Genomic DNA, 15,617 nt, shown 5'->3' on the forward strand with positions numbered 1-15,617 from the left:
TCTGGTCAATTTAGTGCAAATTTAATGCCAAACAGCGCCATTAGATGATTACTCGGCTTTTTTTCTAGCTGTAGGATCTAAAGTTCGAAGAAGTAAGGTGAGAGGAGCAAAATCTGAATCGGGGAATTTGCCGTAGAGAGAATTAATAATAGTATTTAAATTAGAATAAAGTGGTTTGATCACTTCTTCTTCGTTGGGTTTGAGATCTAAATTCTGGAAAGATTTGAATTCTTTTATGCTTTCTTTAAGCTTATTTTCAAGTGAAGGGTCGGTCGATCTATCAATCTCAATCGTGCGGGTATAAATATTAAGGAGGCGGAAGATTAACACGTAAGCTGCCCGGGGTAACATAGCACCAAGCTGATTTATTGTCCTATCCATAATCTTATGCAGCACTGCCGCAATTTGCTCTTGGGGAGGAGTAGGTAGTGCGCTTAAAACTGTCTCAAGTTTAAGCAGGGTCCCTAAGGAGAGGTTATCTAAGGGAATAGCCGCTAATTGTTCAGGCGTCATAGTACCGAGGTTGTCGCTTTTTCTGCGTACGATTTCTTCCGCCATTTGACCTAATAGCTCTTTAGGTGGGGGCGTTGTCTCGCTAAGCTGTTTTTCCAATTGGAAAAGATATTTATCAGGTAAGTTTTGCAACGGAATTTTTGCTAATTGGTCTAAGTTAAAACTGAGATCCTGTATTTTTGAAGGGCTATTTAAATAGATGAGTTCATTGGTGTAGGCCCAGTCTTCCTTGGTAAGTGTAGAAAGGAATTCAGGAGGTAAAGTCACAAGAATTCCACTGAAAAAAAGCCGTTTAAAATCCACAATAGTATCTTTACCTAAAGGGTCGTCTTTAATACGCTGCATCATGATGAAGCGTTTATCCGGGGATAGACTTTTAACGAAGTCTAGTTCCAGCTTAAACAATTCGTGAAATGGATATATTGTAATAAATATCTTATCCAATTGACTAAATAGTTTTGGATCGATCGCTTGTAGTTGAACTAAAATTTTGGGATCTATTTGTCTGATTTCTTTCTCACTTAAAGAGAGTAGATTTTGGAATATTATCATTTTTTTAAGATCAATATCTGTTTGGTATTTTGCTACGACGTCTTTATTTGCTTTTTGAGTAATGGATCTTTGCTTTACGTTTGTCAGTAATGAAAGCTCATGTATGTCTTTTTGTATTTTCTCATTCACCGTCACATCAGGAAGGGGTAATTCGTTTGAAGAGGATTTGAATATAGCTGAGGAGGGTTCATAGCTGTCATATTCGTCATTGATGAATAACGATGAATCCGAAAGATCCGAGGCACTATCTGATTTTGATGTACTGACGGTTGTTGTAGGAGCGGGGGGAGTATACCTACTGGAAGACACGTCAGCTTTTGGGATATATTGATCTTGTATTTTTTCTAAAAAGTGCTGAGGCTTAGGTGGTTTTGTGCTTTTGTTTTTCTCCAGGATAGTGAGGGTATCTGAAAGACCATTAAAAACGTGGCTACCATTCGCAAGTAATTGAAAAAGGGGTTCAAGAAGCAAAGGATTGGAGATAACAGCCTTAACAAATTTAGTGCTCTCAGCAATGCCATTATTTTCGAAGAATCTTGAGGATACATTCAGCAGCCAAGTGAGAATAACTTCTTCTGCAGCTTTAGCTTTAGCTTGAAGATTATCAGCTTCGAGTGGAATCTGTAATCTCTCGCAAAGTTTTTTTAAATCAGGGCTTTGCATTAACAGGCGGTGTAATGCTTTGTATGAAGGGGCTGTTTGCAATGCGGAAAATAAATCCTCATTAAATCTTACTTCTGTTGCATTGTAGTTGGGGATGCTTCTGAATTCATTTTGGCTCGCAACACTTTCATTTTCAGCATTTAATGAGTTTCGAGGAGAAGGCTCGTTTATATTCGTTTCCTGCACAATAAAGGCTTGTGGAAGGGGTTCTTTCTGCTGAGCGGGTTGTTTAATCCTTTCATCGGGGATACTAAAATATAGATAGATATTTTTTTCCAGTGCTTTATTATCGTTTTTAATTAAAGCAGCTTTAACATTGTCCCATAATCCTTGGGATTTTGGATTTGAATTCGCCCGGTTTTCTAATGATTCGAAATTCTTTAGGACATCGTTTCTTACTTCATTTGTATCCTGTTTAAGGAAAGCGCTCAGCGGTTTGGTGCCTAATAAAAGCTCTTCAACGGCGGTTCCCGTGGTTAGGTTTAAATGTGGAGGCGACGCATCACGTACTAGGGCGACAATATTGTTCCACAAGTAAATAGCTTCTTTAGTGTTCCCTATAGCAAGCGCTTCTTTCAATCCCTTCCATTCTTTGCTAGCTATACCAAGTCCCCCCAATGCAAGCTCTATGGAATCCACATGGTGGATAAGCTTTTTATCTAGGGGTGTTTCAATATGGAGGCCATTTCTGGCTTCCAGGTAATTTTGGAAGTGCATTGCGAAAGTTTTTTCCGCTTCTTTAATACGGCTTTGATGCTGTCGCAAAGTTGGAGAGATAAAGGCGCGAATTTTGCTTCTTTGTGTTTGCATAGGAGAGTCAGGATCTTTTGCTTCCTGCAAAACGATATAAGCTCTATAGAGTCTGCTTAGAGTGGCATTTTTAGAAGATTCGTCACCCTCTTTTCTTAAATTAGCTAGGGCATCTTTATAGACTTCGGTCGCCACGTTGTAGAGATTTTTAGAGGATAAAAATTCCTTATCCTTAATCAGTACTTCAAAGGGTTTACCGTCAATATTCCCCGTGGAGATGGCTGTCTGTAACGATACTGCATCTAGCATAGGAAAATTCCTTTTTACTCAGTGCGTTGTTCAAGACATACCTAGGACGTAGTTGTATTCCCGCCACTTGTATTGGGCGGAAACTCAGCCTGATGCTGTCTAATTTCTTCTTGTATCAGTGTGTTTTGTCTTTCCTGTTCTTTCCGCTCAACCTCCTCATATTCCTTGCTGATGACAGCTGCTAAAGCCTCGCTAAAGGGTAACTTAGAGGTGTTATCTTCCGCTGTTAGATCTCCAGAGAGCCGCCTTCCGTGGTCTTGTCTAGGGGAAATGAGCGGGGTACTATCGGTGTCATCTTCATCCTTAACTCCAGAAATTATCGTCTCTAAGTTTAATGGCGGGACGGGAGGTCCGGTTCTAACGGGTGAATGTGGTCCTGTAGGTAGCGCAGGTAATGGGGATGATGGGGGAGGAGGTCCGGTTCTAACGGGTGAATGTGGTCCTGTAGGCAGCGCAGGTAATGGGGATGATGGGGGAGGAGGTCCATGCCTGATAGGTGTGTTTGGTCCTGGAGGAACCGCCTGTTGAGGTGCCGACGAACCTGCGGGAGCTCCTGCAGCAGCCGGATTAGCAGGCTGAGTAGCATTCGCAGGCTGTGCTTGAGCCGCTTTTGCAGCAGCAGCGGCTAGCAATCCTTGTTTCTTATCGTATTTAGCTTGCGCGTTGATTTTTCTTTTTTCTGCTTTTTCGCGCTTAACTTGAGCAGTATAGGTCTCTTTTCCTTGATATTTGCGGACAGAGTCGACCCCTTTTGTAATTCCACCATAGACACCTGCGCCGGCAACCATGATCCCTAACATTGCTAAGGGAACGCCGATTATGGCTCCAAAACCATGAGTAGCGCCGGTAATGGAAGCCCCAAGGCCGACGAGGGCGCCGCCTACGCCGAGAAAAAAAACGGCCTGTAGTACACCAAGAAAGATGCCGCCAATGAGGCACGCTTTTTTATAAGTGAGGAATTTTTCTAATGCCCAAGTTTTATTTTTTACTGCACGCTGACCGGGAGGCTGGTTCTGTGGTTTAGTCACCGCAGGCGGATTCTGTGGTGCTGCAGCTGGATTGATCTGCGGTGCTACAGCTGGATTGATTTGTGCAGCATGAGGATCAGGATTAGCGCTTGTGGGGGGGGGATTTAAGGGGATATCCTCAAAAGGGGAATCATCCTCATATTCTGTCATAACCGTTGGTTGATTTGCAGACTGACTCTCCGGATGTGAAAAGGGAGGAGCGACAGAAACTTCTGAGAGGGGGACGCCTTGAGCTAATTGGTCAATTATTTCTTCGCTTGCATGGTTTAAGTCCTCGGGGGAAGAAGACCATAGATCAACTACATAGGGGTGAGTAGAACCTTTGGGAGCGATGGGAGTTTGGGGTGGAGTAGCACTAAGAGTTGCAGTGGAAGAGGTGAGGGGAGCAGCATTCTGAAAAACAGATTTTGATACGGTACTAGCTCTTTGCATAGGAGGTGTTAATGATGCAGTTTTCGCGGGAGGATTCGAGTATGCAGCTAAATGCCCCTCGGATAACGAACGATGAAGAGAGCCTGAAGCTTCAGTCATTATTGCCTCCATGCAATAAATTAATATAATTCTAATTATATTATTGTTTTATTTTATATTTAATTTTCAACTACTTTGATTAAAGTTTAAATTAAACGTTATCTTAATGTTTAATTAATTGTTTTTTAATAATTAAGGGTTAAAAAAGGAAATGGCGATAATTCGATTTTGCGAAGCAAAACGTTCCCTAGTATGGGACAAAATGTTCTTTTTAAAACATTGCGTAAGACGCCCTCGACAAGTCGAGGGCTATGAAAGTGGTGACAAATCACCGCAGTTCTATACCGGGACAAGGTTTATTCTGGCGATAACTCTATTTAGCGACGGTTATTATTAACCGATTGCTTTATTGTAGCGTTCAGAGACATTCGCCCAGTTGACGACATTCCAGATAGCTTTAAGGTAATCAGGACGTGCATTTTTATACTGTAGATAGTAAGCATGTTCCCAGACGTCGATGCCAAGCAGAGGTGTGAAGCCCTGGGTGCTTAATGGGTCTTGGTTGGCACAGGTAGTGATGAGCAGCCTTTTGGAATTCTTATCGTAGCCGAGCCAGCCCCAACCTGAACCTTGTACGGCACCGGTTTTTGTGCTGAATTCTTCGATGAATTTTTGCAGGCTACCATATTGCGTATTGATGATATCAGCTAAGGGGCCTTTAGGTGGAGTGCCGCCGCCTTTGCTTACTGGTGCAAGGTTAGTCCAGAAAATAGAGTGGTTGATATGACCGCCACCGTTAAAGCGGATGGCTTGTTGCAGAGCGATCATCGCTGCGAGGTCTTCTTTTAATTCAGCTTCGGCATACTGTTCCAACGCTTTATTCAAGTTTGTAACATAGGCATTATGGTGCTTTGTATAGTGAAGCATCATGATTTCAGCGCTGATAGTCGGTTCTAAATCGCCGAAATCATAAGGAAGGTCAGGTAGTTGGAATTTTTTTGCTAGTAGTTCTTGTTGAGTCATAGCTAACCCCTTAATGAGTGAATATTGACTTGATTGTGTCCTATAAAGAAGAATACTGCAAGCAACTTTCACTGAAGAAGGCAGTCAATTTATTTTCCGTGATAGGGCCGATGTAATGATATTCCCTCGGCAGTAGCCTTCGAAGCAACTATCGAATTGTAACCGTAACTGTTTAAGGATGAATTGGTTGTCATCGATTGTAATGAAGGACTTATTTGTAAATTCTCTTTACAACACTTCTATAACTCCATTAACCGACGACGGCATGGACTGCTTCCTCGGCCATCTCGACGCCGACACATTGGATTTGAGATTGAAGCTCTTTTGACACGCCCTTCAAGCTGCGTTTAGGTAGGATGATACGACGGAAACCCATATGGATGCACTCTTTAAGCCTGCTTTCGATGCGGGGAACGGAACGGATTTCACCCCCTAGCCCTACTTCGCCGATGACAGCTGTTTCAGGACTGATAGGGTGGTTTCGCAGTGAAGAGGCGATAGCAGCTAGCAAACCCAAATCTAAAGCAGGGTCTTGGATTTTCAGGCCGCCGGCAATAGAAACAAAGACATCGAATTTGAACATTTGATAGCGCAGTCTTTTTTCTAGAACAGCTAGCAGCAGCGCCAACCGGTTTTGGTCTACGCCTGTGCAGCGGCGTGAAGGTGTGCTGAAGACTGTGTCCGTAACTAGGGCTTGCGCCTCTATCAGCAGCGCGCGCGAGCCTTCCAACGTAGGGATGACAGCGGAGCCGATCAACCCTTTTGAACGCTCTTCTAGAAATAGTTGCGAAGGATTATTCACCTCAGTCAGTCCACATTCGCCCATCTGGAAGACGGCAACATCGTCGGTGGGTCCAAAGCGGTTTTTTACAGCCCTGACAATGCGGAAATTATGCTGTCTGTCGCCTTCAAAATAGAGGACGGTATCTACAAGGTGTTCTAAAACCCTTGGTCCCGCGATCTCACCTGTTTTGGTAACGTGTCCTATAAGGAAGATAGCAATATTGCGCCCTTTAGAAAGGTGCATGAATTCCGCTGCCGTTTCCCTCACCTGTGCAACAGAACCGGGTGCCGAGGTAAGCTCGCTCTTATAAACTATCTGAATAGAATCGATGATAACAACAGTAGGGGAGAGGGTGTCGATATGCGCTTTGATGGCGCTAAAGTGTGTTTCATTGAGCAAAAATAAGTTGTCGCTATCGACGCCTAACCTTTTAGCGCGGAGGGATGTTTGCTCTACCGATTCCTCGCCGCAGACGTAAAGGACAAGCTGGCCTTGCTTCGCCATCGCTTGCGCTAGCTGCAGCATAAGGGTAGATTTGCCGATGCCGGGATCGCCGCCTACAAGCGTTAGCGCACCGGGGACAAGTCCTCCGCCTAGGAGACGGTCCACTTCAGCTAACGTCGTTGACATGCGCGGAATAGCCTGGGTGTTGACTTCCTTTAGCCTGACCGGTTTGCTGGGAGTATTGGATTGGCCTTCAAAACGACGTGAAAGTGGGGCAGCAATAGTTTCCTCATGCAGAGTATTCCATAGACTGCATTGCGGGCATTGCCCGAGCCAGCGCGGAGCCTGATGGCCGCATTCATTACAAGACCATACGTTTTTCTGCTTTACCGCCATTTATCTACCTATCGGAAAAATGTTTGTTGATAGCATCCAAGGCGGCATTACGTTGCGCTTCCTTTTTTGAAAGGCCGGTGCCTTGTCCCCAGGAAACGCCGTTGACCAGGACTTCGGCTACGAAATTCTTGTTGTGTTCAGGTCCGTGCGTTTGGAGTATAGAATAGACAGGTGTCATTTGGTATTTTTTCTGGCAAAGATCTTGGAAGATTGCTTTCCAGTTTTCTTCAGGACTATCGATCAATTCTTGGATGGTATCGCGGAATCTATCCCACAGAAAGTCTTTTGCTGCTGCGATGCCGCCATCTAGGTAGATAGCCCCTATGATCGCTTCAAAAAGATCAGCTAAAATCGACTGACGTCCGCGGCCTTGATTTAGTTTTTCACCTTTACCTAGAAGCAGGTATTTTTCGACGCCTAATTTCTCTACATAGATAGCGCAAGAGCTTGCTTCAATTAGCTTGGCGCGTAGAGTGGAGAGTTCGCCCTCAGTTTTTTCAGGGAAACGGTTGTAAAGATCGTCGGCAATAAGGATTCCCAAAACTGAATCGCCGAGGAATTCCAGCCTTTCATTATTTACGGTGACGGTCCGATGTTCATTAATATATGAACAGTGGATGAAGGCGCTAGCGATCAGCTTCTTCTCGTGGAAAGAATAGCCTAACTGCTTTTCAATAGCCTCTACCTGGACAATTTGTTCTAAGTTCGTAGACATCACCTAAGTTCACTGTTTTCTAAATTGTTTTAAATAATGTATTTCGTTATTCTATCAAACCAATAACTTATATCTATCTTTCAAATAAAATAATAATGAAATTTGCTGTAGCACCAGAACAAAAAAGTTTTTTTAAACATAACCAATACATCGAATTGGACGGACTCTTGAATGAGAAATCATTCGAAATTCTTAAATCCGGGGTAAAAAAGACCCTTGCCTTAAGGTTAAATACAGAGGAATCCCGTCTAGATAAATGTACAGCCCAGCAGTTATTCACCGCTGGACATGATATCTGGCGCAGCCAGAATGAAGTGAAGAAAGCGATAGCCAACAACCAGATTGGCGAAATCCTTTACGAGCTGATGGATGAACGCCCCATCCGCTTAGGGTACGACCTAGTCCTTCCCGCTGCACGCTATGCCTCCTTCTCCGGAGCAGAACCCCTGCATTATTCCAAGTATATTGAGACGGAGCAAACTCTGGAAAAGATGGGAAGCATCCAAGGTGTACTGGGCGGTATCATTTTTTGTCTGGAAGCCCCTGCAAATCCTATACCAGGCTGGCCTTCGACTCCCGGTAGCTTACTAGTTGTTTCCAATAATTATATGCTACCTCTGCAGCATCTACAAGGCTATACCGGTGCGCTCTATCTCGCCGTCGTCTATTGCCGCGACCGCAGCGTATATGTCGTACAACAAAACGACCCGCATACACATAGCTATCGGCAAGCAGGATATAATCCTGGTGACAGGCTGAATGAAAAAAATAATCCTGTAATCTATAGGTGATTTGATGGCGTCATGGGATCTGCTCGACTCGGGAATTCTCACGGCGGCGGAAAACATGGCGCTTGATAAAGCACTTTTGGACGGATTATCCCAACGTTCCAAACCTCTTCTTCGCCTTTACGACTGGAAAAACCCTTCCATAACCTTCGGTTATTTCTCCAATCCAGCCCAATGGCTTAATCTTGCCCTACTCAGTGAAATGCAGTTTGATCTGGCCAAACGCCCTACCGGTGGCGGACTAACCATCCACATCGGCGATATGGCATTCTCGGTTTTTGTTCCAGCCTGCGATCCACACTTCTCCTGCTGTACATTGGACAATTATGCTTATATCAACCAAGCTGTGGTTCAAGCTGTGGAAGATTGTTTCTCTATAAGTCACTTGCAGCTTCTTGTTAATGCTAAAGAGCCCCTTCAGCAAGCTAGACAGCATTTTTGTATGGCACACCCCACACAGTATGATGTCGTCATCGACGGCAAAAAAGTAGGGGGAGCGGCGCAAAGACGTACAAAAGAAGGATTTCTGCATCATGGAACCATCTGCTTTAATGTACCGGAAGTTGATCTGTTGAATAAACTGTTCCGTGAAGAGGTGCGTGCCGTCCTGGTGGAGGCTATCAGCAATACCAGCTTTCCGCTGGCTGAGGGTAGAAGTGCCGACGAGCTAGTGGTTATGCGTAAGCAGCTTCAAGAGGCATTATTTGCGCGACTTTCAGGATAAGCATGGCAAAATGCAAAGAATGCAGAGAAGCTCCGCCTGGCAAGAAGCTGTCTTTAGCACCGTTTGTGAAGTGTTTTTTGAACGCAAAGACGCAGAGATCGCAGAGAAGCTCCGCCTGGCAAGAAGCTGTCTGTAGCAATGTTTGTGAAGTGTTTTTTGAACGCAAAGACGCAGAGATCGCAGAGAAGCTTCTTGCCAGAGAAACGCTACACAGACCACCACAATCCACAACGCCGTGCCTTCATTTAGCTGTTGATGGCGTCGATCAGCGCACGCACAAGTCCGAACTTCCGCCGCGTATGATGGAATACCAGCCTCGGCAGACCTAAAAATTCGTCCTCTTCGGGCAATGGCGGACACTGTTCAATCTTACCGCTTGCCACAATTCCCGCGAATTGTTGATTAAGCTGGTCAAGCTTCTCTTCGCTCAAAGTCTCCCGCAGCCTAATGACAAGTAAGTCTCCGACATATCTACTCGAATGGTATCTTTTATAGAACGCGTTAAGATGCTGCACAGCATCTTCAATACAAGAAGCGTGATAGAAGAAGTGCAGGTCGGCAGGATCGATCATTTTTTGGGCAAGCATTCCTTTTTCTACAAATTCGCGCCAAGCTTGCCAATATCCGCCATCTAACCCTTCCATTAGTATGACGGGAATAATTGCTCCCTTACCGGTCTGCATCAGGGTAAGGGCTTCGAATAATTCGTCCATAGTACCGACGCCGCCGGGAAAGGCGGCTAATGCATCGGAGTGGCTCATGAACATTAATTTACGCGTAAAGAAATAGCGGAACATGATTGCTTTTCTATCGCCTTCCAATAGTTCATTGACAGTGCTTTCAAAGGGAAGCCGTATAGATAAGCCAAAGCGGGAGTCGCTATGCTGTCCTTCCAACCCGGCTTTCATGATACCGTGAGCCCCGCCTGTGATGCACATCCACCCCATCTCGGCCATTGCTTGGCTAAAGGCTTTTGCTGCGGTGTAGTCGGGGTGGTTGGAGGGGGTCCTGGCAGAACCGAAGATGCTGATTTTCCGTACGTGGGGATAGCCATTGAATATATGGAAAGCGTGCCTCATTTCTTTGAGTGCGCGGGTCATCAGCTTAATTTGCGAGGTATCGTGACCATCCAGAAGCTTAAGGCTAGTGAATATCATTTGGCCGACTAAGTCAGAGTCTAGCTGGCCGTCCTTACCTCCATAAGATATTACTAAATTTTTTATTGTTTCTTCGAGTTCTTGGAGGTTTTCATTTTCTCTGGGCATATTTTACTCATCAGAATATTCATCAGTGTTGCTATCATAAGGATCATTATATTTTATAGTATTAGCAGTCGATAGGATATTCTGGAAGCTAGAAATCAGTTCAGCACAATCTTTGTCGAGTGTTCTAGAGTTTAATATTCCGAGGTAAGTATGAGCAGAAGCGATCAATTTTAAGGTGTTATCGTACCAATCTACGTCTTTCTCTAGATCAGGGAAAGAGGTAAGTACTTCATAAAGTTCACTGCAGATTTTTGCTTGAACAGTGAGTTCTTTATTTGTCCAATATTTATTTGAAAAACTCTGCCAGTAATCAATTTGGGATAATATTTCGTAAATACCATCCCTTAATAGATTGATGGGGATGGGTTTCAATAAATTCGATTTCAGGAGATTTGTATAGCGTTGTGCAAAAATAAATTCGTGAGCGCGTAAATTGGATCCAAAAGGTTCCGGCCAACTTAACTCAAATTTAGTTAATTCCATGAGGGCTTTAATACAGCAACGGTTTTTTCTTATTCCTGTCGTCAGAGAGACGAGGGATAAAAGCGGGAAAATTTCCACGATGGAGTCAATGATAGACAGTAAGCTTTTTCCATCATAAGTGAAGCTTGGTTCGATCCATCTTTTATTAATATCAAGGAGAATACACAGACACATTAAACAACTAATTCTTTCTTTTTCATTTGCAGTATGCGTTCTTATACGCTCTATCAATTCAGAGGCTGCTTCAAAAATTCCGTCTCGAATATATTGTTCAGTTTTGCAGTCAATATGCTTTGAAGTATCTAATCCTAATAGGAGGAGTCCTGTATAAGCCATACTGCTGAACTCAACGGAACCTTTTATAGAACGTGTGTTTTTTCCTTTTAATAGGCAGCTGAATTTTGAGTTATAAACAAGTTCGCCAAAGTTATCTTGAAAAGTAAAACACAAGTCGAGGTGAGGAATATTGTGATTGAGCAAAAGGTTTGTTATGAGGGTAAAATATTCTTTTTGTTGAGTAACCGTGAAAAATACGAAATGGTTTCTGATGAATTGGTGAAGAGTTTTGGCCATTTCTACATACGATTTTCCAGTTTTGTTGTTTTCCAAAAGGAATTTAATAAACTTACCAAAATTTTTGATGATACTCGGGTTGGTTACTGCATCTTTGACATAGATGAGCAGGAGTTTATCTATATTGATGAAAGGAGAAGTAGGAAATTTAAAACCTTTAAGCTTTAGCCCTATGCAAAGGTAATAGTAGTAAAGGAGCGTTAAGGTAAAATTTTGATTAAATATTCCTCTATCTTTAGATCGGAATTGTCTTCTGTCGCAGCAATTTCTGAAAAGATCTTCAGCATTTTTAAAATTGCTAGGTATGGCCTGGTGATCAATAGGAAGCATTATAATTTGTTTGTTCAAACTTACAAATATGGCTTTTGCCACAATGAAAAAAGTAGTATCATAGATTTCCCCAGAGAAGTTCCTGACGGCATTCAGAAACATCGTCAATGATTCCAGAGAAGATGCCTTAGTCCATTTTTTGAGTAAGCTAAGGAATGAATAGAACCAGACTTCTTTAAAAGGTTTTGGCTCACTCAATAACTTGAATATACAACCTCTGCATACAACTAGAACAGGCTCATCACCGGTCTTTATCAGCTTTTCAATCAGCATGTAACCAGGGTGCCTTGTTCCACATTCTCCAGCGCCTAAAATTACATAGTTGTAAATGATGTTCTCAAGCTCATAAATATGGTCTGCAAGATGTTTTAAATCGATCAACATATCGACAACATTTATGATGAGTCCAGGCCAGGGTTGTTTTTTTGTTGCGCTGCCTGTGATCAATAAGTCCTTGCATACTTTCAAATGTTCCGATGTTATTTTGTTTGAAGCCTCCTTAGAAACAGCAATAATTAGCTTCACCAGATTTTCGTAGATGAGGGCATCATTTTTAACGGAGATTTCTTTAGAGATTTTTTTGTAGAAATTCCATACATGATCTAATTCATCTGCTTTGCAAGTAATTAGCAACTCGAAAAAAATCGATTTTGCAATGGATTTACATTCTTTATGTTTTAATAGAGCATCTAGCCATTCATTGTCTGCAGCTAGCCTGCTATACTCCTCAGATAGGATCCATTTTTTCTCTTGGTTGAACCTCTTCCAGATCACAATCCATTGGCTACTAAAGCGGACAATACCCGGAAGGTCTTGCATATTTAGCGTTTGGCAAGCATTGCGTATTAAAGCATCGTCGTTCGAAGAGAAAAATATTTCAAAAAATGTATTTATGTCAGTAGATGAAACGCTTTTGCAATTGGAATATAAAAACCAAAGATAACGCAGCTCTTCTTCAGATCTGCTTTTACCTTTTCTCTTAATGTTATTTTTAAAAAGGGTCTTGATGAATTTGTAGCCTTCTTTACCTAATAATCCTTCTGTGGAAAGAAAAACGACAACTTTATCGAATTCTTTCTTTTGTAAACGTGCATTGCAAATGCTCTCTATGGGCTTTCTCCAATCTTCAAAAGAAATAAAGCCTTTTTCCAATACCTGCGTCCATAATTTCAGCCATACTGCATCATCAGGATAGGCTTCAATAAGCTTCATCATGCGATTTCTCAGTGTGCAAGTGTTATTTTCACTGACCTTAGGCTTGCACTCGATCCATTTTTCGATGCAATAAATAGTAAGAGTAGCATGAGACTTCTTCAAGCTAAGTTTAGCGAGTATTGAGGAGTAAATATAGGCTTTGTCTTGTAAAGAGGTAATAAAAGGAATAAGGAGCTTAATCCTGCGTTCAGCCTCTACACTTACATCTGGCATCATGACAAGGCTTCGGATCAATTTCATGAGCGCTTCTTGAGAACATTCACTGTATGCAAACGGAAATATTGCTAACTTTTCCGTTACCTTTACCCAAGCAGGGGCTCTTCCACCTAGGGCATCTACCATCGCAGGGGTGATTTTCTTGATGAAGCTTTCAACCTCTCCATTTTGTTCAGGTGTGGAAGGAATTTTCTTGGAGAACACAACCAGAAGTTCTTCTGACACATAGGCGACTAAGGCACTTGTCTTATCCGGATACATGGAGAAGCATTTCAAAATCAGAAAAAGGACAGAGTTTGGAGATTTTTCAAGTGGTCCCTTTTTTAACAGCAATAAAAGGTATTTTGCACATTCTTTAACTTCTTCAAACGCCAAAAGGGGTAAACTTAACTTCCACCTTATCATCGAGATTTGTGTTCTTTCAATTTCAGCTTCTGAAGGTTTAGAGGCTTGCGCTGAAGATTTTTGTAGGGCCTGTCTTGATTTCAGACTTTCTATTGTCTGAGCATCTGCGACGGGGTCCAGCTGTATTCCCATTAAAAACCAGCCTTCCACGTGTTTTTCCGTGCGGACAACAACAAGTTTGGGTGGTTCCGCAGGTTCAGTCCCTCTTTTCCAAATAGTTGTAGGGATCTCCATAATGGGGACTTCTACCTGAGCTTCAACCTCTTCAGGCAGGGCACCGGGAAACATTTCTTCCGAACTTAGATCAGTGCTATCAGGAGAAATGAACTCCATCATCGCTTTAATGCGTGAAGGGTCTTCGAGTTGCGCAGGAAATCTAGGTTGTATCCGCATACAGTAGAGATCTGTTTCAGCCTGGTTTACGTTTTGTAATATCCCGCAATAACGGATGAGGCAATATCCTAAATGGATAAATGCTACATCGGGACTTTCTAAGAGCTCAATGGCTTCATAATGGATGGTGGTTGAAATTTCTGAAGGCAAAGGGCGAACGTGCATTGTGGAAGGAAATCGGTTCAGATCACTGATCTTTCCGACTAAGCGCGGGATGATTTCTAGGATAACTTCATCTTTTCTAAGGAAATTTATGCAGTTCCATTCTTTGCGCGGATTCGGAAAAGAAAGCCACAGATCTTTATGACAGCATATTCTAAATGCACCGTCATTCTCTACTTCTTCCAGAACATCATCAGAGCCCATTGCATGAGCGCAAATAAGTGCCAACTCGATCCAGGAAATCGCTTCGATAAAGTGGATGACGTGAGGGCCTTTAAGTAGTATGTAAAGATCAGAAAGAATGCTTGAACTATTTATGTGCAGGGGTGGGATCAATTGGAACAGTTCTATCCAAATAAGTTTCAATTTATAAGGAAGCAATACTTCATTCAGGATCAAACATATTTGTAGAATGAAGGCAAAAGCTGCAATGGGATCATGCTGTTTTAAAGCCAACACATAGGAAATCGCCTCTGAAAGTTCTCCTTTAACAACCATGTCATTAGGAATTAATTTCCCGACGCTTTTAGCAGAACGTAATGAGTTCTCGATTTCTACCGCCCAACCTTTTTTAATTACTTTTTCATGTGGGGCTGAGGCAGAGATACTTAAGGTCCGTAGGAAAAGAGCAGAATAGCCGAAAGGATGAATGAGTTTGCACCCTTTCAAATTGAGTGGATCAGTAGCGCTATTGTCAAACACAGGCAAGCGCAATTCGCCGAATGCCTCCTGTTTGGTTTTAATGACTACGTAAAGTTTGAAGCTATGCAGGGGATCATTGACTTGTGTGGAAAGGAAACATTCTCCTTCTAGATTAATTTCGCTCCAAGGACTAGTATTTTTGATGCGAAGTCTATCTTGGGGCGGCAATTTATCCACTTCAATCAAAAGTGTTAGGCATTCGTTGGGTGGCGGGCGCCGGAGCAATTTATAAAATGTCTGATTAGTCAAAGCTTCATTGATTAAAGGCTGCGGAACACCCCATATGCTGAGAACGGATTTACAAAAATCTAATCCTAATATTTTTAAGGAGTCTTCTCCGGTAAAATAGGCTTTAGGATTCCACTCTTTTAGTTCATTTAATAGATCTTCGAGTGTTATATCAGTAAAAGGAGGAGCCCCGAAAAGCAAGGGTGTTTTTAGCCAGCTATTAAAATCGGATAATAAGAGATTTCTATTTTCATTCGTAGTAATTGTAGTTTTATAAATTGCCACACTATTAATACTTGCAAAAGTCCAAGCATGGAAGGGATGGGACGCAAGCCATTGGGATAAAGGAAGAATTGCCTTTGCTAACTCCTCTTTGTCTTCTTGGGGGGAGGGGCGCGCTCTATATCCTGGTCTAGTAGTCGTAGGATAACGGGAGACTGGAGAGGTCATGAAAGGTTACCGTATAAACATTATTTACTTATTAA

General features: G+C 42.6%; 10 protein-coding genes. 3 read left to right on the top strand and 7 right to left on the bottom strand.

Annotation, left to right across the window (positions count from 1 at the left end; translation table 11 throughout):
• Positions 1 to 48: 48 nt before the first annotated feature.
• The 5 genes from WC222_04220 to rnc all read right to left on the bottom strand — a co-directional run bounded on the left by WC222_04220 (position 49) and on the right by rnc (position 7,648).
• Complete coding sequence (locus tag WC222_04220) at positions 49 to 2,787, bottom strand: hypothetical protein (protein MFA6915579.1); 2,739 nt, start codon at positions 2,785 to 2,787, stop codon at positions 49 to 51.
• 41 nt (positions 2,788 to 2,828) lie between these two features.
• A complete protein-coding gene (locus tag WC222_04225) occupies positions 2,829 to 4,346 on the bottom strand; it encodes a hypothetical protein (GenBank protein ID MFA6915580.1) in 1,518 nt (505 codons plus the stop codon).
• 333 nt (positions 4,347 to 4,679) lie between these two features.
• Positions 4,680 to 5,309, bottom strand: coding sequence for a Fe-Mn family superoxide dismutase (locus WC222_04230; protein ID MFA6915581.1), 630 nt, complete (start codon positions 5,307 to 5,309; stop codon positions 4,680 to 4,682).
• Between the two features lie 250 nt (positions 5,310 to 5,559).
• Positions 5,560 to 6,933: a DNA repair protein RadA gene (gene radA, locus WC222_04235; GenBank protein ID MFA6915582.1), complete on the bottom strand. Its 1,374-nt coding sequence runs from the start codon at positions 6,931 to 6,933 to the stop codon at positions 5,560 to 5,562.
• 4 nt (positions 6,934 to 6,937) lie between these two features.
• The gene (gene rnc, locus WC222_04240; GenBank protein ID MFA6915583.1) at positions 6,938 to 7,648 is read right to left on the bottom strand and encodes a ribonuclease III; all 711 of its coding nucleotides are present in this window, start codon (positions 7,646 to 7,648) and stop codon (positions 6,938 to 6,940) included.
• A 95-nt stretch (positions 7,649 to 7,743) separates the two neighbouring features.
• Here rnc and WC222_04245 point away from each other — a divergent pair, with 95 nt between their 5' ends.
• From WC222_04245 to WC222_04255, 3 genes are read left to right on the top strand one after another with little or no spacing between them, the layout of a single operon-like run.
• Positions 7,744 to 8,439 carry a hypothetical protein gene (locus tag WC222_04245; protein MFA6915584.1) on the top strand — a complete coding sequence of 232 codons (696 nt, stop codon included), beginning with the start codon at positions 7,744 to 7,746 and terminating at the stop codon, positions 8,437 to 8,439.
• Between the two features lie 4 nt (positions 8,440 to 8,443).
• Positions 8,444 to 9,160 carry a lipoate--protein ligase family protein gene (locus tag WC222_04250; protein ID MFA6915585.1) on the top strand — a complete coding sequence of 239 codons (717 nt, stop codon included), beginning with the start codon at positions 8,444 to 8,446 and terminating at the stop codon, positions 9,158 to 9,160.
• Positions 9,141 to 9,296 carry a hypothetical protein gene (locus WC222_04255; protein ID MFA6915586.1) on the top strand — a complete coding sequence of 52 codons (156 nt, stop codon included), beginning with the start codon at positions 9,141 to 9,143 and terminating at the stop codon, positions 9,294 to 9,296. Before WC222_04250 ends, WC222_04255 begins: the two co-directional genes overlap by 20 nt.
• 109 nt (positions 9,297 to 9,405) lie before the next feature.
• On the opposite strand, the gene WC222_04260 is transcribed toward WC222_04255, so the two are convergent.
• Entirely contained in the window at positions 9,406 to 10,425 is a 1,020-nt protein-coding gene (locus WC222_04260) for an LOG family protein (GenBank protein MFA6915587.1), read from the bottom strand.
• A 3-nt stretch (positions 10,426 to 10,428) separates the two neighbouring features.
• Entirely contained in the window at positions 10,429 to 15,582 is a 5,154-nt protein-coding gene (locus WC222_04265) for a hypothetical protein (GenBank protein MFA6915588.1), read from the bottom strand.
• Between the last annotated feature and the right edge of the window lie 35 nt (positions 15,583 to 15,617).

Source organism: Parachlamydiales bacterium, from assembly GCA_041671045.1.
GTDB lineage: Bacteria > Chlamydiota > Chlamydiia > Chlamydiales > JABDDJ01 > JABDDJ01.